We start from the raw sequence: 15,341 nt of genomic DNA, 5'->3' as shown, positions 1-15,341 counted from the left end.
CTCAACCTCTGGCAGTTCGGCACTTCGAAGCTCAGCGATTCAGCGCGTCGGCCACCATTTCGTCTGCGATCACTCCGACGCGTTCCGCATCCGGAAAGCCTTCCGCGATCCACTGCGTTTCGACCTGTCGCAGCATCGCCGCGACGTCCGGGCCCTTGCGCAGACCGCGTTCCACCAAGGCGCCGCCGGAGAACGGGAAGGTGGGGGGCGTCCAGTCCTTGATCGGGGAAACGTCTTCGCCGGCGATCAGCAACCGGTCGATCGCGACGGTCATGCCGACGCGGTAGGCAAGCGCCTGCGGGCCTTCGGTGCCGGGCCCGGCGGTGGCGGCGATCAGGCGTTTGCGGTCGGTGTTCGACAGCTTCAGGCGCGCGCCGACCGCTTCGGCCGCAGCGGGGGCGATCGTCATGGCGAGGCGGCGGATCGGGTCGGGTGCGATACCCGCTGCCGTCTCGCGCCCGGCGAGGAGAGCGAGACGCTCCGCACCCGCCGCGTCGATCTCGGGCAGGACCGCGCGGAAAATGCCGCGCTCGACCATCAAGGCCACCACCGGTACCGCGTTGGCGGCGAGCAGCAGTTTCAGCACTTCGCTCGCGACACGTTCGCGGGAGAGCGCCATCAGATCGTTCGCGCGGGTGGTACAGGCTTCCAGCCCGGCCTCGTCGATCGCCGTGCCGAAGCGTGCGTGGAAGCGGAAGAAGCGGAGGATGCGCAGGTGATCCTCGGCGATCCGCTGCAACGGGTCGCCGATGAAGCGCACGCGCCGCGCCGCCAGGTCGTCGAGGCCCCCGAAATAATCGAAGATCTCGCCTGTCGCCGGATCGGCGTAGAGCGCGTTCATCGTGAAGTCGCGCCGCGCGGCATCCTCGCGCCAGTCGTCGGTATAGGCGATGATCGCGTGGCGGCCGTCGGTCGAGACGTCGCGACGCAGCGTCGTTACTTCGACCGGACCCGCGGGCGTGACCGCGGTGATCGTGCCGTGCGCGAGGCCGGTCGGGACCGCCTTGATCCGCGCGTCCTGGAGACGCTCGATCACCTCCTGCGGGGGCAGGCGCGTGGCGATATCGACATCGGCGACGTCGATCCCGAGCAGCGTGTCGCGGACCGCGCCGCCGACGAAGCGGGACTCGCCCTCGGTTGTCCCGAGAACCTTGGTCAGTGCTTCGAGACCGTCACGATCGCGCCACGGCGCGGCCGGGAGTATCAAGACCACCTCAGGCGGCGGGCGAGGTTGACGATCATCGCTGCGGTCGCGCCCCAGATGCGGCGCTCGTTCCACATTATCTCGTAATAATGCCGGTCATGGCCCTGCCATTCGAGCGTCGCCTCGACGTGGTTCGCCTCGTCCAGCAGGAACGCGAGCGGTACCTCGAAGACGCTGGCGACTTCGGCTTCGCTCGGCGTGAACACCAGGTCGGGCGGTATGATGCCGATGACGGGCGTCACCTGGAAGCCGGTGACGGTGCGGTAGCTGTCGGCCTCGCCGATCACCTGCACCCGGTCGCGGGGGAGGGCGATCTCCTCCTCGGCTTCACGGAGCGCGGCGGTGACGACGTCCTCGCCGGGATCGATCCGACCGCCGGGGAACGCGATCTGGCCGGGGTGGCGGCTCATCGTGTCGGTACGCTGGGTCAGGATCACGCCGGGATCGGCGCGGTCGGTGACCGCGATCAGCACCGCCGCGGGGAGCAGCGTGTCGGCGGCGGTGAGGTCGCCGTCATGCTGGTCGCCGGTGAGCAGGATCATGTGCGAGCCGGCGCCCTTCGCCAGCGCCGCGGTCAGCCGTTCCGTCAAACTCATGCGTTGGGTTCCAGCGCGGCGGGCTCCAGCGGGAAGAACGCCCCGTCGCTCCAGATGCCCGGTGTCTCCGCATCATCGGCGATCGCCCGCTCGGCGAGGTCGTAATAGACCGAGCGCGCGACCAGCGCCTCCATCCCGCCGCGCACGACGAGATACGGACGCGGGCCGTCGGTATCCTCGACGAAGCGCAATGGATGCTCGGGACCCGCGGTGACGAGATCGCCGGTGTTGAGTCGGAACGCGAGTTTCGAGTCGCGACCGGAGCCCTCCGCCTTCATCTCGACCGCGATGAAGGGCGCGTCCTCGACCTCGATATCGAGCTTTTCGACGGGGGTGACGAGGACGTGGCTGCCATCGGCCTCGCGACGCAGGATCGTCGAGAACAGCCGGACCATCGCCGGGCGTCCGATCGGCGAACCCTGGTGATACCAAGTGCCGTCGCGCGCGATCCGCATCTCGCTGTCACCGCAATGCGTCGGGTTCCATTTCTCGACCGGCGGGAGCTTGGCTTCCTCGACGAGCTTGGCGATCTCGGCGAGACTTAAGGAGGCGATATCGGGGATGGGATCCATGGGCATGGCGGCGGACTAGGCGGGCAGGGGGGCCAGGTAAAGCGGCGGCTTATGCGGATGCGGTGACCGGTATCGTAACCGGTACGCGCGCACCGAGCATGCCGGGTGTGTTCGGGACCGCGTCGCCGCGTGCGAGCAGGCGGTGACGCTCGACTGGACCCGGTGCGCTCCACTGCGCGGTGCGATCGGCGGCGAAGCCGAAGAAGCGGCCGTAATAATCGGGATCGCCGATCAGCATCAGCGCGCCGTCGAGGCTGTGTGCGGCTGCTGCGTCGAGCGCGTGCGTCATCAAGCGGCGGCCGATCCCGTCGCCCTGATGGGTCGGCTCGACCGCGACCGGGCCGAGCATGACGAGCGGCGTTTCGCCCCCGTCCTGGATCAGCGCGATCGGCCAGCATTGGATCGAGCCGACCAGGGCACCGTCCTCGAGCGCCGCGAAGCTGAGGGCGGCGATCGCCTCGCCCGCGCCGCGGATCGTGTAGGCGGTGCGGCGAAACCGGTCCGGCCCGAACGCGCGATCGAGCAGCGACTCGACCATGGCCGGATCGATGCTGTCGAGGGGGACGAGAGTTATCACGGCATCTCCTGCCCCCGGACGTGCCGAGCGACGGCGCGCGGGCGGTGGGGGCAGCGCGCTTTAACTTCGGTGCGGCTGAACGCAAGGATAACCGGCGGGGGTGGGGGGGTGTTGTCGAGGCGCTACTCCGAGTGATCGAGGGCGGACCACCACGATCCTCCCCCGCCAGGGGGAGGTGGCTGGCACTTGCCAGACGGAGGGGGAGGTAAGCGATCACGCCTGTTCCGTGTCCGCCCCCTCCGTCACCTTCGGCGACACCTCCCCCTGGCGGGGGAGGATCGCGTGAGTTGCTGGCCAGCGCGTATCACTTCGAAGACCCGACTTTCATCTCGCCGCGCGTCTGCTAGAGGCGCGACGATGGAAGACAGTCTTCAACTCGAAGTCCACGATCTCGAAGTGCAGGTCCTGACCGGCATCTATTCGGAGGAGACGCACCTGCCGCAGCCGCTGCGGATCTCGCTGACCGTCGACATGGTGTGCCCCAAGCGGTTCGACCCCGATACGCCGTTGTCGGCGTCGAAGAATTACCTCGACCTGAAGAACGCGGCGACCACCGCGCTGCCGCCGGGCGTGCATTTCACGCTGATCGAGGGCGTGGCGGATCATATCTGCGAGACGCTGTTCCTGCAGGATGCGAGGGTGCTGCGCGTGAAAGTGAAGATCGTGAAGCTGGCGATCGCCGAGGCGGACGAAGCGATCGGCGTGACCCTCGTCCGCCACCGCCGCTGACGCCGTGCGACTGATGCTCGAACCGGGCGCGGATATCGCCGCGTTGGTGCGAGGCGCGGTTGGCGATTCGCTGGTGGCGGTGATCCCAGCGATGCTGGACGGCCTGGCGATGGCGCAGGCGCGGGCCGCGATCGGCCCGCTCGCGGTGGAATCGGCGCCTGCGACTCGGGTGAATGCAGTCGTGTCGGCGGATGGGGCCGATCCGGTCGACGTCGATGCGGCGGTCGCGTTTCTAGAAAGCGCGCGATCGACCACGGGGCAACTGATCGAAATTCACCAGCGCGCGCCTTCCCCGTAAGACGCGTACGGGCATGCGTCAGGTCTTTCGCGTCCGCCCGCACGGCCCGAGCGCGGCCAGCACATAGGCATAATCCTCGCGCGCGATAGTCGCGTCGGCGGCTTCCAGCGACCCGGTACTCCGCTCGGGCAGCGTCGGCGGCAGTGCGCAGGCCATCCGGTACCAGAGCAACGTGTCGGGCGCAGGCGGCGCGGCCGACTCGTCGACGATCTCGCTCAGCGCGACGGCCCAGCGTGGCTGCTCGCCCGGTCGCCGCAGAACCGACAGCGACACCGGCCGCTGGTCCGCGGTGGTCAGGAAAATCTGCGTCTCGCCTTCGCCGGGCAGCGCGCCCGCGACGTGGAATGCGTTGCCGATCCCGGTGATCACCGGCGGTGCATCGCCAGCCAGAGCATCCTTGGCGATCTTCCGCGCGCGCGCGTCGGCTATCGGCGTCCAGCCGAGCTGCGCGTCGGGCGCTATGAGCTGGACCTGGTTGACGGCGCCCGGCACCGGCCGCGCGAAGATCAGCACCCGCGCCTTCTTGAATTTCGGCACGCGGCCCGCCGAATCGGGGGCGACGTCGAGCAGATAGCCGATTCGCGGCGGAAGTCCGTCCGCTCCCCGGATCAGCGCCGTGACGTCGACCTCGACATATAGTCGGACAAAACCGGGTGCGAGGTTCGGGGCTTCGGCGGGCTTGATCTTCGTGGTCGACCGCACCGTCGCATCGGCGATCACCGGCGCGGACAGCACCAGATCGGCGATGTCGGCATAGCCGATCCCGCCGCCCCCCTGTTGCGCCGCATCACGCGAATCCGCTGCAATGCCGAGGGAAACCGGCGGATTTGCGGGCGCTTGAACGGCGCTCACGGGCATAGCGACCAGCGCGATGGACAGGGCCGAAGCCGTAACGGGAAAGGAAAGATTCATGCCTTCAGGCTACGCCACCCGAGCTGAACGATACAGAAATAATTCTGCCATGCCGCGGTTGTACGTTTATTGCGTCCGACAAAGCGTTTGCGTGTCGCATGACGTGGCGATAGGACTTAGCGACTGCCCCGTGGTTATTCCGGCCAACGGCAGACGCATGTGTCACGTACCCAGTGCGGGCATGTGCGTACGGAGCAGGCAGATTAAGGGAGTGTCGTTGCTGAATGGCCTATGTTGACCAGAAGATGTCCGGAGGCAAAATCGTCGCGATCGTTATCGTCGCGCTGATTCATGCGGCCTTGGGCTATGCTTTCGTCACCGGCCTCGCGTACCAGTACGTGAAAAAGGCCCAAGAAAAGCTTAATACGTTCGACGTGGAGCCGCCCCCGCCGCCGCCTCCGCCCGACGAGCCCCCGCCGCCGCCACCCGAGCAGCCGAACCTGCCGCCGCCGCCGACCACGGTCGTCACGCCGCCGCCAGTGATCGTCACACCGCAGCCGGCGCCTGCCTTGCAGACGTCGAACATCATCCCGCTCAGCCAGCCGACGGCTCCGCCAGCGCCTCCCGCGCCGCCGGCACCGCCAGCACCGGCACCAGCGCCGAGGGTGTCACAGGCCGCTGGTCTGAAGGGCAACCCCGGCCAGTATTTCGGCGCGGACAATTATCCGCCGTCGGCACAGCGCGAGGGTGCACAGGGTCGCGTTTCGGCGAAGCTCACGATCGGTACGGACGGTCGGGTGACCGGCTGTACGGTGACGACGGGCAGCGGCAACACGACGCTCGATGACGCGACGTGCCGTATTTCCAAGGCGAGGGTGCGTTTCACCCCGGCCAAGGACGAGAACGGCAACCCGATGGCGTCGTCTTACCAGCTGAACGTTCGGTGGGTCCTTCCAGAGGATTGATCCCACCTACCCTAACCGCACCAGATAAAATTCAGTCAGAGGACTAAACCGATCATGATCACCACCATCCTTGCCGCGGCCGGGACCGCCGCTGCCGACGCCAACCCGTACGGCCTGCAAGCCGCACTCCGCGAAGGCGGCCTGATCTCGCAGACCGTGTTCGGCATCCTCGTGCTGATGTCGGTCGTGTCGTTCTACATCCTGTTCTCGAAGCTGTTCGAGCAGCAGAAGATCATCGGTCAGGGCAAGCGCGTTCGTGAGGCCTTCTGGTCGTCGAACTCCCTGCGCGAAGGGTCGGCCAAGCTCGAGAAGAACTCGGCCTACAAGCAGATCGTCGACGACGGCCTGGCCGCTCAGGAGCAGCATTCGAAGCTGACCGATCCGGTCGAGGCACATGACTGGCTGCACGGTTCGCTGGCGCGTTCGGAAGCCGCGATCAACTCGAAGCTGGGTGGCGGTCTCGCCTTCCTCGCGACGGTCGGTTCGGTTTCGCCGTTCATCGGTCTGTTCGGTACGGTTATCGGCATCTACCGCGCGCTCGTGAAGATCGGCGCATCGGGCCAGGCATCGATCGACAAGGTCGCAGGGCCGGTCGGCGAAGCACTGATTATGACCGCACTGGGTCTGGTCGTCGCGGTTCCCGCCGTGCTGTCGTACAACTGGCTGCAGCGTCGCAACAAGTCGATCGCAGAGGACCTGTCGGCCTTCTCGAACGACGTGCTGGGCTTCCTCGCTTCGAACGGCGCCGTGCGTCCGTCGATCGCAACGGCCGCCAAGCCAGTTTCGGCCAAGCCGGTTACGACGACCACGACCGCCGGCCAGACCGGTGGCGTGCCGCGCGCCAACTAAGACGCGAAAAGGTGGGGCTGCTGTTCGCAGCGGCCCCGCTTCATTGCCGCCGGCCGTTCCGGCGGCGATTAAATGGATAGGATAGTTCGCACATGGCGATGAGTGTTGGTGGCGATTCCACCGAGAGTTCGATATCGGACATCAATACGACGCCGCTGGTCGACGTCATGCTCGTGCTCCTGATCATCTTCCTGGTGACGACGACCGTTGCGGTCCAGGCGGTGCAGCTGAAGCTGCCTGAGGTTCGCTTCGATCCCACGCAGACGAAGCCCGAGAATGTCTCGCTGTCGGTAACGACCAACGCCGATGGCAGCTGTGCTGTGTATTGGGGTCTGTCGCCCGTCACCTCGACCGAGCTTTTGGATCGCGCCGTGGTCAAGCTGAAGGCCGAGATCGATCGTCAGGGTGGCGTAAATGCCGCTGGTCTTGAATTGCCCGAGGCGCATATCCGGGGCGACGTGAACACGCCGTACAAGTGCATCGGCGGCACGATCTATACGATGCAGCGCGCCGGGTTCGCCCGTGTCGGGTTCATCTCCGAGCCGCCACCCGGCGTCAGCACCGAACGTTGATGATCGCTCGGACGAATTTAGGAGTAGTATAGAATGGCAATGAGCGGCGGCAAAGAAGATGGCTCGCCGATGATGGAAATGAACATGACGCCGTTGATCGACGTCCTGCTCGTTCTCCTCATCATGTTCATCATCACGATCCCGATCCAGACGCACGCGGTAAAGGTCGACCTTCCGGTCAACAGCCCGAACCAGCCGCAGAACCCGGTCGATCCTGAGAAGAACAAGATCTCGATCGATCCTGCAGGTGTCATCGCGTGGAATGGTTCGCCGGTCGACGAAGTCACGCTGCGCCAGTATCTGGATCAGTCGGCAGGCATGACGCCCGAGCCGGAACTCCACTTCCAGCCTGATCCGCAGGCTCGCTACGAAGTGGTCGATCGCACGTTGGCCGTGATCAAGCGGTCCGCGGTCACCAAGCTTGGTTTCATCGGCAACGAGCAGTATCGCAACGACTTCTAAGTCGACTGCATACAGTATCGAACGTCCAAAGGGCGGTCCTCCGGGGCCGCCCTTTTTTTGTTGCGCGGGGCTGTCGGAAAACGCGTCGGCGCGTCGAAGCGAACTTGATCAATGTACTTGTATGACAGTCATCGAAGTGACACACCGTTGTCACAAAAATGAAACCTTCCGATCGGCGAAGGTCAGTGGAGATGAGCGATGCGCAAGACCGTCCTGTTCGTTCTCGCAACCCTGGGCGTGGCAACGCCTGCGTTTGCTGCACCGTCCGCAACCTTGGATCGCACCGGCTATAAGGCGATCGCGGCAGGCGATCTGTCCACGGCGGAACAGCGCATCGTCGCCGAACGGAAGATCTTTCCACAGCGTCCAGAACTGATGCTCAACTTGGCTTCGGTCTATCATCGCACCGGTCGCGACTCGGACGCTCGCGCCTTGTATTCCGCGGTTCTGGAACGGCCGGCGGTCGCGATGGACCTGCCGTCGGGCGCAGTGGTGTCGTCACACGATCTCGCGAGCCGTGCGCTCGCCCGCCAGACCCAGCAGATCGCGACTCGCTAACCAGATCCGACGGGATAGCGGCCAGCCGCTCTCCCGTCAGTCCAGGGCCCGGGTCCGCGAGGTGCGAGAAGTCAGCGGCCTTGCGGACTCTCGGGACCGACATGGTTTGTTGGCAGCGGGCTGGTCGCATGTCATTCGCGACGGCCGCCGGATCGCCGCGATCTAAGCGTCAGGCCCGGTCACGCATCGGGATAATAGGCATAAGGCGTCTTTATTGTGCGCGCCAAACCGCGGGAAGGCCGGCCAACTCAATGTCAGGACGATCTAGCCACCGCGTCCGGAGCCGGATGGCATCGCCTCTTCCGGTCGGTCCCGACCTTACAGCCGCGGCAACGTGACCCCGCGCTGCCCCATATATTTGCCCGCGCGGTCCGCGTAGCTCACTTCGCACGGTTCGTTCCCCTTGAGGAACAGGAACTGACAGGCGCCTTCGTTCGCATAGATCTTGGCCGGGAGCGGTGTGGTGTTCGAGAATTCCAGCGTCACATGCCCCTCCCATTCCGGCTCCAGCGGGGTCACGTTGACGATGATTCCGCAGCGCGCATAGGTCGACTTGCCGAGGCAGATGACCAGCACGTCGCGCGGGACCCGGAAATACTCGACGGTGCGGGCGAGGGCGAAGCTGTTGGGCGGGATAATGCAGACGTCGGTCTTGCGATCGACGAAGCTGTTGGCGGCAAAGTCCTTCGGATCGACGATCGCGCTGTCGACATTGGTGAAGATCTTGAACTCGTCGGCAACGCGGGCGTCGTAGCCATAGGACGATAGCCCGTACGAGATGCAGCCATCGCGGCGCTGCGCTTCGTGGAACGGTTCGATCATCGCATCGCCCAGCGCGCGCTCGCGGATCCAGCGGTCGGACATCACGGACATAGCAACTCCCTCTTCGGCAGGGGCTTTCGCGCGGATGGCGTGTCCGGGCAATAGGTAGCGGCACGGCAAGGCGGAGGAATTTCGCGTTGCCGTGACCCGAGCGAGCCGTCATGGGGGCGTCATGAAGCCTATCACACGGACATTGCACGATATGCGGCCTGCTGTGTTCCGTGCCAGCGGCGCCGGCGGCGGGCGGATCGCGGGCCGGCGGGCAGGCTCACGACTCCGCCCCTATCTGCTGGTTGCACTGGCCGGATCGCTCGGTCTGCCCGCGGCGGCGTCGGCACAGACCGTGCAGGATCTGCAACGGCAGATCGATGAACTCAAGGCGACGATCGCCGAACTCAAGGCCGCGAACGCACCGGTCGCATCGCGTGCCAGCGCATCGAGTGCCAGCCCATCGCCGCCTGCGCCGATCGCCCCGGCGCAAACGCAGGTCGCTGCCCCGACGCCGCCCAGCATCCCCCCGGCACCGCAGCCGGTTCCGACGACCCAACTGGCCGAAGCGCAACCGAAGCCCGAGCGAGCGTGGTACGACCGCATAGCCCTGCGCGGCTATACGCAGATGCGCTTCAACGAGATCCTGTCTGGCGATCGCACCGCGCCGGATGGCCGATCGCGGTTACGCTCGGTTCACGACGGCGCCATCGGCGACAATAACAACTTCTCGCTCCGTCGTGTCCGGCTGGTTCTGCAGGGCGACCTGAACGACCGCGTATCATTCTATTTCCAGCCGGATTTTGCGGTCAACGTCAATAATCAGTCGGTCGGCGAGCGGCGCGAGTCCTTTGCGCAGCTTCGCGATGCCTATGTCGACGCGTTTCTCGATACCGACCGACGGTTCCGCCTGCGCTTTGGCCAGTCGAAGGTGCCGTTCGGCTGGGAGAACATGCAATCCTCGTCGAACCGGCTGACGCTCGATCGCAGCGACGGGATCAACAGCGCCGTGCCGGGCGAACGCGATCTCGGTGTGGTGGCCTATTATACGCCGCCGCAGGTGCAGCGGATTTGGGACCGCCTCGAAGAGGACGGTCAGAAGCTGTTCGGCAATTACGGTGCGTTCGGGCTTGGCGTCTATAACGGGCAGGGGATCAGCCGCGCCGAGACCAATGACGGTGTGATGACCGTGGCGATGGCGACGTGGCCGTTCGCGCTGGACGGGCTCGGCGACGCTTTTGCCGGGCAGGTGATCGAGACAGGCGCGGCGGCAATCCGCAATCGGATACAGCCGGAACTTCGCAGCGGTGGCGTCAGCGCCGCGTCCTTTGCCGACGAACGGTTCGGCGTTCACGCGATCCTGTACCCGCAGCCGATCGGTTTCCAGGCAGAATGGAATTGGGGACGCGGCCCCGAATATGATCCTGTAACGCAGTCGATCGCAACCAAGCGCCTGAATGGCGGATATTTCCAGACGATGGGCCGCGTGCGGACGTCACCGCTCGGCCCGTTCATGCCCTATGCGCGCTGGCAATATTACCGTGGTGGGTGGAAGGCGCTGCCCAACGCGCCGCGGCTGGAGACCGACGAGTTCGAGCTCGGGATCGAGTTCCAGCCGACTCCGCCGCTCGAGCTGACGATCGCCTATGCGCGGATGGAGCGGCGCGAGGCGGACGAACGGCGCGAGGGCAGGGCGGAGGGCAACCTGATCCGCACGCAGCTCCAGTGGAATTACTGATGCGGGATCAGCGGATACCCAGATCGGCCGGGCCGAACGCGTCGGGCAGCAGTTCCGATACCGCATAGGTTCGGATCGCATCGCCCTCCGCCGCGCCACAGTGGACAAGCAGGTCGCGGCCTCCCATTTGCGCGGCTTCGTTGATGACCTGCCGACAGCGGCCGCACGGGCTGACCGGCGATGTACCGGTCGCACGTCCCTCGGCGTCCATCGCGCCGCCGATCACGCCGATCGCGACGATATCGCGCAAGCGCCCCGCCGCGCTCGCGGTGGCGATGGCTACCGTCTCGGCGCACAGCGAGAGGCCGTAGCTCGCATTCTCGAAATTCGCGCCGGTGATGACGCTGCCGTCGTCGAGCAGCACCGCGGCGCCCACCGCGAATCGCGAATAGGGGGCATGCGCGTTGCGGGCTGCGTCGCGCGCTGCCGCTACGAGTGTGATGGCGTGTTCAGTCATGATGCTACCACGTCCCAGTTCACGGGTCCTTCGATCCCGTCGATGCGCCTAAAATCGCTGACCCGCCACATCCGCCACGGCCGCGCGGTATAGTCGGGTTTGATCACGTTCGACACCGCCCATAACGGTCGCGGCACCGCACCGGAGAGGGCGTATTTCGAATCCACGTCCTTGCTGATCCGCAGCATCACCGGTTGCGCGGTGTGCGTCTCGACCATCGTCACGAACTGCGACACGTCGGCAATCAGAGTCGCGCGATCCGGTCGCGCGGTGCAGTCGTCGTGAAAGGCGATATCCAGCGCGGTCGGCAACGAATCGGCGACGCGGGGTACGAAGGTGTTGAACGCGTTGGCCTGCTCGTCGGCGCGCTGGCACAGCGAATAGACATGGACCGCCCCGCGCCGGAGCCCCGCATCGGGCAGCGCCGCCCAGTTCGCTTCGAAGCTCGGATCGCGCCGGTCGGTGCCCGACGTCGCGACGATATAGGCGAAGTCGGCGCCGCTCGCGCGCACCGTGCCCCATTCGACCGGGCCGGGGTTTTCGGCAAGGTCGATGCCTTGCAACGGATACTGCTTCACGTCGGGATGCCAGCCGGTCGCCGCGGTCCAGCCGCAGATACCGACGAATCCGGCCGCCGCCAGCGCGCCAGCGAATTTCAAAAGTCCGTAAGCCATGTGTCTTCTAGTTGCGGATGTGGAGAACGCAGATCAGCGTGAACAGCCGACGCGCGGTGTCGAAATCGACCTCGATCTTGCCGTCGAGCCGCTCCTTGAGCAGCTCGGCCGCTTCGTTGTGGACGCCGCGCCGCGCCATGTCGACCGTCTCGATCTGCGCGGGCGAAGATTGCCGGATCGCCTGGTAATAGCTGTCGCAGATCGCGAAGTAATCGCGGATCGGCCGGCGAAAGCGGCCCAGCGCGAGCACCAGCGTCTCGAGATGCGTGTCGTCCTCGCGGTGGATATGGATGCCGAGGCGCCCTTCCTCCGACTGGAGCTTGATCTTGTACGGGCCGGCATAGCCGTCCGGGTAGGCGCGTTGCGGGGCGAAGTGATTGCCCTCGATCAGGTCGAAGATCGCGATCCGGCGCTCCTGCTCGACATCGGGCGAACGCCAGCCGAGACTGGTTTCGTCGAGTTGCACATCGATGATCCGCGGGTCGGCCATCCCGGTTCGATAGCGGGGCAGGTTCGACCTGTCACTTATCCCCAGCATTCCGGCGCGATAGCTTGGACGAGGACCCGTCCATCGCGTAGGTGCGGGGGATGGCAACTCTCGCATTCCCCGTTACCGCCGTGGCCGAGCCGCAGCAGCTTCCCCGCAACGTCGAGGCCGAGGCCGCGATGCTCGGCGCGATGATGATCGACAACCGGCTCGCGGACGATCTCGTCGACAAGCTGGAGCCGGGGCATTTCTTCGAACCCGTCCACGGGCGGATCTTCGCGGCGATCAAGACTCTGCGTGGCAACGACATGCTGGTGACGCCGGTGACGCTGCGGCCGATGTTCGATGCGGACGAGGGCATGCGCGAGCTGGGCGGGCCGGCGTATCTGGCGGGGCTGACGGGTAGCGGCGCGGGGCTGATCGGTGCGCGCCAGTTTGCCCAGCAGATCTATGACCTCGCGATGCTCCGCGCGCTCGTGTCGGTCGGACGGACGCTGGTCGATCGTGCGATGGACACCTCGGAAGAAGTCAATCCGCGCGCTCAGATCGAGCTCGCCGAGGAAGAGCTGTTCAAGGTCGCGGCGGATGGCGGCTCCGAGAACACGGTGAAGTCGTTTGCGCAGGCGACGACCGCAGCGGTCAAGATGGCCGAGCGCGCGCTGAACTCGGGTGGCAATCTGTCGGGCGTCACCACCGGCATCGATTCGATCAACGCGAAGATCGGCGGCATGCATCACAGCGATCTCATGATCCTCGCCGGCCGTCCGGGCATGGGCAAGACCTCGCTCGCCACCAACATCGCGTTCAACGCAGCGCGGCGCTGGATGCGCGACATGGCCGACGGCATCGCACCGAAAGACTCGGTCGGCGCGAAGGTCGCGTTCTTCTCGCTGGAAATGTCCGCGGATCAGCTGGCGACGCGTATTCTCGCCGAGCAGTCGCAGATCTCGTCGGAATCGCTCCGCATGGGTAAGATCAGCCGCACCGAGTTCGCGCAGCTCGCCGCCGCCGCCGCCGAGCTGGAGAATTTGCCCCTGTTCATAGACGACACCGGCGGCCTCTCGATCGGCGCGCTGCACACGCGCGTGCGCCGGTTGCAGCGTCGGCACAATAACGAGATCGGGCTCGTCGTCGTCGACTACCTCCAGCTGCTGTCGGGCTCCGGCAAGAGCAAGGACGGCAACCGCGTCCAGGAAATCTCCGAGATTTCGCGCGGGTTGAAGACGTTGGCGAAGGATCTCAACGTGCCGGTGCTGGCGCTGTCGCAGCTGTCGCGTGCCGTGGAATCACGCGAGGACAAGACGCCGATGCTGTCGGATCTTCGTGAGTCGGGGTCGATCGAGCAGGACGCGGACATGGTCTGGTTCGTGTACCGCGAGGATTATTACGTCGCGTCGAAGGAGCCCAAGCGGCCGGCGGAAGGCGACAGCTCGAAGATCTTCGAGGACCATGCGTCGTGGGCGGCGGAGATGGAGCGGGTGTACGGCCTGGCCGAGCTGATCATCGCCAAGCAGCGCCACGGCGCGACCGGCAAGGTCCGGATGAAGTTCGACCCAACGATCACGAAGTTCTCGGATCTCGCTGAGTATTGACCTTACCAGGTCCCTCTCCCCTGCGGGGAGAGGGAAGGGGCCCGCGGCTACTCGGCCGTGGGAAGGGAGAGGGGCGTGAGGCTCGGAACGTTGCATCCCAACGCCCCTCTCCCTTCCGTCGCCAAGTGGCTCCTCCCTCCCTCTCCCCGAAGGGGCGAGGGACCGGGACGTCAAATCATCGGGTCGTAGTCGGTCGGCGCGTGGATGCCGCATTCCACCTTGTCGAAACTCCGCCAGCGCCCCGCGCGCGGGTCTTCGCCCGGTGCGACCTTGGTCGTGCACGGCGCGCAACCGATCGACAGATACCCCTGCGCTTCCAACGGATGCCGCGGCAGTTCATGCTCCGCGAAATAGGCGTCGAGCTTAGCCTTGTTCCAGTCTGCCAGCGGATTGATCTTCAACCGGCCCTCGTCCTCCTCGAAGCGCGGAAGTGCCGTGCGGGTACCCGACTGGAACCCCTTACGCCCCGAAATCCACGCATCGAACGGCGCAAGCGCGCGACGTAGCGGCTCGACCTTGCGAAGATCGCAGCAGCCATCAGGATCGTAGGACCATCGCAGGCCCGTCTTGTCCTTGAGCGCAAGCAGGCGCGGATCGGGACGGAACACGCGCAGGTCGGTCAGCCCCAGCTTCTCCGAAAGCTCGTCGCGGTACGCCAGAGTCTCGCCGAACATCTTCTGCGTGTTGGTGAAGATCACCGGCACGTCGACATCGACCTGCGCCACCATATGCAGCAACACGGCCGACTCTGCGCCAAACGACGACACCGAAGCGATCCGCCCGCGCAACTCGCCGACCAGCAACTCGCGGAGCATGTCCTGCGCCGACACACTCTCGAAGCGATCCTGCATGGCTTGCGCGTCGACGCGCGTGAACGCCGGCGTGACGTCGATCATGTCGAGCTTGCGCGCGGGCTCACCCATGGCGCAGCTTCCACACCGGCACAGCGCCGTCCGCCGCCTTCTGGTAGGGCGTGTCGTAGCGCTCCAGGCTTGCACGCAGCACGTCGATGTCGATCGGCGCCTGGGGCGCAAAGCTGTCGAACCCACAGCGCCGCATCAGCGGAATCTGGTCGACGAGCACGTCGCCCTGCGCGCGCAGTTCGCCGGTGTAGCCCGCCTCGCGGAGGATTCGCGCGGAGGAATAGCCACGGCCGTCGCGGTAGCCGGGAAAGCTAACCTCGATCAGCGCGAGCTGGTCGATCTGCGGCAACAGCGCGCGCGCATCGTCGCCCGCCTCGAGGCGAACGGCCGCCGCGTTGCTCTGACCGATGAACGAATCGAGCGTCACCGCGGGCTCGTCATGCGGCTCGTCGTCGCGGAAGCGGAGTAGGGTGTCGCTCATGCTTT

At 65.8% G+C, this 15,341-nt stretch carries 20 protein-coding genes; 9 read left to right on the top strand and 11 right to left on the bottom strand.

The genetic code is table 11. From position 1 onward, the window contains the following. Nucleotides 1-31: 31 nt before the first annotated feature. Genes SPHN_RS06720 through SPHN_RS06705 form a run of 4 tightly spaced genes read right to left on the bottom strand, consistent with a single transcriptional unit; the run spans nucleotide 32 to nucleotide 2,949 of the window. The gene (locus SPHN_RS06720; RefSeq protein WP_248522162.1) at nucleotides 32-1,213 is read right to left on the bottom strand and encodes a CCA tRNA nucleotidyltransferase; all 1,182 of its coding nucleotides are present in this window, start codon (nucleotides 1,211-1,213) and stop codon (nucleotides 32-34) included. Continuing rightward, entirely contained in the window at nucleotides 1,204-1,800 is a 597-nt protein-coding gene (locus SPHN_RS06715) for a CoA pyrophosphatase (RefSeq protein WP_248522160.1), read from the bottom strand. Before SPHN_RS06715 ends, SPHN_RS06720 begins: the two co-directional genes overlap by 10 nt. Further along, a complete protein-coding gene (locus tag SPHN_RS06710; RefSeq protein ID WP_248522158.1) occupies nucleotides 1,797-2,378 on the bottom strand; it encodes a DUF1285 domain-containing protein in 582 nt (193 codons plus the stop codon). Before SPHN_RS06710 ends, SPHN_RS06715 begins: the two co-directional genes overlap by 4 nt. 43 nt (nucleotides 2,379-2,421) lie before the next feature. Then, nucleotides 2,422-2,949 (bottom strand): GNAT family N-acetyltransferase, encoded by a 528-nt coding sequence (locus SPHN_RS06705; protein WP_248522156.1) that lies wholly within the window; start codon nucleotides 2,947-2,949, stop codon nucleotides 2,422-2,424. Nucleotides 2,950-3,306: 357 nt separating this feature from the next. Here SPHN_RS06705 and SPHN_RS06700 point away from each other — a divergent pair, with 357 nt between their 5' ends. Together SPHN_RS06700 and SPHN_RS06695 are read left to right on the top strand one after the other, a co-directional pair. After that, a complete protein-coding gene (locus tag SPHN_RS06700) occupies nucleotides 3,307-3,678 on the top strand; it encodes a dihydroneopterin aldolase (RefSeq protein WP_187502383.1) in 372 nt (123 codons plus the stop codon). Nucleotides 3,679-3,691: 13 nt separating this feature from the next. Beyond that, the gene (locus SPHN_RS06695; protein WP_248522154.1) at nucleotides 3,692-3,976 is read left to right on the top strand and encodes a Rossmann fold domain-containing protein; all 285 of its coding nucleotides are present in this window, start codon (nucleotides 3,692-3,694) and stop codon (nucleotides 3,974-3,976) included. A gap of 18 nt (nucleotides 3,977-3,994) precedes the next feature. Here the strand turns inward: SPHN_RS06695 and SPHN_RS06690 are convergent, their stop codons facing one another. After that, complete coding sequence (locus tag SPHN_RS06690) at nucleotides 3,995-4,834, bottom strand: hypothetical protein (RefSeq protein WP_248522410.1); 840 nt, start codon at nucleotides 4,832-4,834, stop codon at nucleotides 3,995-3,997. A 278-nt stretch (nucleotides 4,835-5,112) separates the two neighbouring features. Between SPHN_RS06690 and SPHN_RS06685 the strand changes: the two genes are divergently transcribed. The 5 genes from SPHN_RS06685 (at nucleotide 5,113) to SPHN_RS06665 (ending at nucleotide 8,234) form a co-directional block, all read left to right on the top strand. Beyond that, nucleotides 5,113-5,793 (top strand): energy transducer TonB, encoded by a 681-nt coding sequence (locus SPHN_RS06685; protein ID WP_248522152.1) that lies wholly within the window; start codon nucleotides 5,113-5,115, stop codon nucleotides 5,791-5,793. A gap of 54 nt (nucleotides 5,794-5,847) precedes the next feature. Beyond that, complete coding sequence (locus SPHN_RS06680) at nucleotides 5,848-6,642, top strand: MotA/TolQ/ExbB proton channel family protein (RefSeq protein WP_248522149.1); 795 nt, start codon at nucleotides 5,848-5,850, stop codon at nucleotides 6,640-6,642. Nucleotides 6,643-6,734: 92 nt separating this feature from the next. Then, the gene (locus SPHN_RS06675) at nucleotides 6,735-7,214 is read left to right on the top strand and encodes an ExbD/TolR family protein (RefSeq protein ID WP_248522147.1); all 480 of its coding nucleotides are present in this window, start codon (nucleotides 6,735-6,737) and stop codon (nucleotides 7,212-7,214) included. 33 nt (nucleotides 7,215-7,247) lie between these two features. Then, entirely contained in the window at nucleotides 7,248-7,676 is a 429-nt protein-coding gene (locus tag SPHN_RS06670) for an ExbD/TolR family protein (RefSeq protein ID WP_248522145.1), read from the top strand. A 198-nt stretch (nucleotides 7,677-7,874) separates the two neighbouring features. After that, nucleotides 7,875-8,234, top strand: a complete 360-nt coding sequence (locus SPHN_RS06665) for a tetratricopeptide repeat protein (protein ID WP_248522144.1) — start codon at nucleotides 7,875-7,877, stop codon at nucleotides 8,232-8,234. A gap of 318 nt (nucleotides 8,235-8,552) precedes the next feature. Here SPHN_RS06665 and dcd read toward each other — a convergent pair whose 3' ends face one another. Then, nucleotides 8,553-9,107, bottom strand: a complete 555-nt coding sequence (dcd, locus tag SPHN_RS06660) for a dCTP deaminase (protein ID WP_055878967.1) — start codon at nucleotides 9,105-9,107, stop codon at nucleotides 8,553-8,555. A gap of 121 nt (nucleotides 9,108-9,228) precedes the next feature. On the opposite strand from dcd, the gene SPHN_RS06655 reads away from it, so the two are divergent. Then, complete coding sequence (locus tag SPHN_RS06655) at nucleotides 9,229-10,782, top strand: porin (protein ID WP_248522142.1); 1,554 nt, start codon at nucleotides 9,229-9,231, stop codon at nucleotides 10,780-10,782. A gap of 7 nt (nucleotides 10,783-10,789) precedes the next feature. Here SPHN_RS06655 and SPHN_RS06650 read toward each other — a convergent pair whose 3' ends face one another. Genes SPHN_RS06650 through SPHN_RS06640 form a run of 3 tightly spaced genes read right to left on the bottom strand, consistent with a single transcriptional unit; the run spans nucleotide 10,790 to nucleotide 12,403 of the window. After that, nucleotides 10,790-11,239 carry a cytidine deaminase gene (locus SPHN_RS06650; RefSeq protein ID WP_248522140.1) on the bottom strand — a complete coding sequence of 150 codons (450 nt, stop codon included), beginning with the start codon at nucleotides 11,237-11,239 and terminating at the stop codon, nucleotides 10,790-10,792. Further along, complete coding sequence (locus SPHN_RS06645; protein ID WP_248522138.1) at nucleotides 11,236-11,913, bottom strand: glycoside hydrolase family 25 protein; 678 nt, start codon at nucleotides 11,911-11,913, stop codon at nucleotides 11,236-11,238. Before SPHN_RS06645 ends, SPHN_RS06650 begins: the two co-directional genes overlap by 4 nt. Before the next feature lie 7 nt (nucleotides 11,914-11,920). Continuing rightward, nucleotides 11,921-12,403 carry a UPF0262 family protein gene (locus tag SPHN_RS06640; protein WP_132735525.1) on the bottom strand — a complete coding sequence of 161 codons (483 nt, stop codon included), beginning with the start codon at nucleotides 12,401-12,403 and terminating at the stop codon, nucleotides 11,921-11,923. A gap of 98 nt (nucleotides 12,404-12,501) precedes the next feature. Here SPHN_RS06640 and SPHN_RS06635 point away from each other — a divergent pair, with 98 nt between their 5' ends. Continuing rightward, nucleotides 12,502-13,992 (top strand): replicative DNA helicase, encoded by a 1,491-nt coding sequence (locus tag SPHN_RS06635; protein WP_248522137.1) that lies wholly within the window; start codon nucleotides 12,502-12,504, stop codon nucleotides 13,990-13,992. A 170-nt stretch (nucleotides 13,993-14,162) separates the two neighbouring features. Here SPHN_RS06635 and SPHN_RS06630 read toward each other — a convergent pair whose 3' ends face one another. Continuing rightward, entirely contained in the window at nucleotides 14,163-14,915 is a 753-nt protein-coding gene (locus SPHN_RS06630; RefSeq protein ID WP_248522136.1) for a phosphoadenylyl-sulfate reductase, read from the bottom strand. After that, nucleotides 14,908-15,336, bottom strand: coding sequence for a DUF934 domain-containing protein (locus tag SPHN_RS06625; RefSeq protein WP_056063055.1), 429 nt, complete (start codon nucleotides 15,334-15,336; stop codon nucleotides 14,908-14,910). Before SPHN_RS06625 ends, SPHN_RS06630 begins: the two co-directional genes overlap by 8 nt. Nucleotides 15,337-15,341 lie beyond the last annotated feature (5 nt).

Origin of the sequence: Sphingomonas faeni (assembly GCF_023195535.1) — a bacterium.
GTDB lineage: Bacteria > Pseudomonadota > Alphaproteobacteria > Sphingomonadales > Sphingomonadaceae > Sphingomonas > Sphingomonas faeni_B.
The sequence above is the reverse complement of the archived record's forward strand: the minus strand, read 5'-3'. Positions and strand labels throughout refer to the sequence as shown.

Bases quoted from the DNA above. Each gene is read 5' to 3' on its own strand.
- SPHN_RS06685 (WP_248522152.1), top strand. From the start codon at position 5,113: ATGGCCTATGTTGACCAGAAGATGTCCGGAGGCAAAATCGTCGCGATC.
- SPHN_RS06655 (WP_248522142.1), top strand. From the start codon at position 9,229: ATGAAGCCTATCACACGGACATTGCACGATATGCGGCCTGCTGTGTTC.
- SPHN_RS06640 (WP_132735525.1), bottom strand. From the start codon at position 12,403: ATGGCCGACCCGCGGATCATCGATGTGCAACTCGACGAAACCAGTCTC.
- SPHN_RS06700 (WP_187502383.1), top strand. From the start codon at position 3,307: ATGGAAGACAGTCTTCAACTCGAAGTCCACGATCTCGAAGTGCAGGTC.
- SPHN_RS06715 (WP_248522160.1), bottom strand. From the start codon at position 1,800: ATGAGTTTGACGGAACGGCTGACCGCGGCGCTGGCGAAGGGCGCCGGC.
- SPHN_RS06650 (WP_248522140.1), bottom strand. From the start codon at position 11,239: ATGACTGAACACGCCATCACACTCGTAGCGGCAGCGCGCGACGCAGCC.
- SPHN_RS06625 (WP_056063055.1), bottom strand. From the start codon at position 15,336: ATGAGCGACACCCTACTCCGCTTCCGCGACGACGAGCCGCATGACGAG.
- SPHN_RS06665 (WP_248522144.1), top strand. From the start codon at position 7,875: ATGCGCAAGACCGTCCTGTTCGTTCTCGCAACCCTGGGCGTGGCAACG.
- dcd (WP_055878967.1), bottom strand. From the start codon at position 9,107: ATGTCCGTGATGTCCGACCGCTGGATCCGCGAGCGCGCGCTGGGCGAT.
- SPHN_RS06635 (WP_248522137.1), top strand. From the start codon at position 12,502: ATGGCAACTCTCGCATTCCCCGTTACCGCCGTGGCCGAGCCGCAGCAG.
- SPHN_RS06680 (WP_248522149.1), top strand. From the start codon at position 5,848: ATGATCACCACCATCCTTGCCGCGGCCGGGACCGCCGCTGCCGACGCC.
- SPHN_RS06630 (WP_248522136.1), bottom strand. From the start codon at position 14,915: ATGGGTGAGCCCGCGCGCAAGCTCGACATGATCGACGTCACGCCGGCG.
- SPHN_RS06710 (WP_248522158.1), bottom strand. From the start codon at position 2,378: ATGCCCATGGATCCCATCCCCGATATCGCCTCCTTAAGTCTCGCCGAG.
- SPHN_RS06695 (WP_248522154.1), top strand. From the start codon at position 3,692: ATGCTCGAACCGGGCGCGGATATCGCCGCGTTGGTGCGAGGCGCGGTT.
- SPHN_RS06690 (WP_248522410.1), bottom strand. From the start codon at position 4,834: ATGCCCGTGAGCGCCGTTCAAGCGCCCGCAAATCCGCCGGTTTCCCTC.
- SPHN_RS06645 (WP_248522138.1), bottom strand. From the start codon at position 11,913: ATGGCTTACGGACTTTTGAAATTCGCTGGCGCGCTGGCGGCGGCCGGA.
- SPHN_RS06675 (WP_248522147.1), top strand. From the start codon at position 6,735: ATGGCGATGAGTGTTGGTGGCGATTCCACCGAGAGTTCGATATCGGAC.
- SPHN_RS06670 (WP_248522145.1), top strand. From the start codon at position 7,248: ATGGCAATGAGCGGCGGCAAAGAAGATGGCTCGCCGATGATGGAAATG.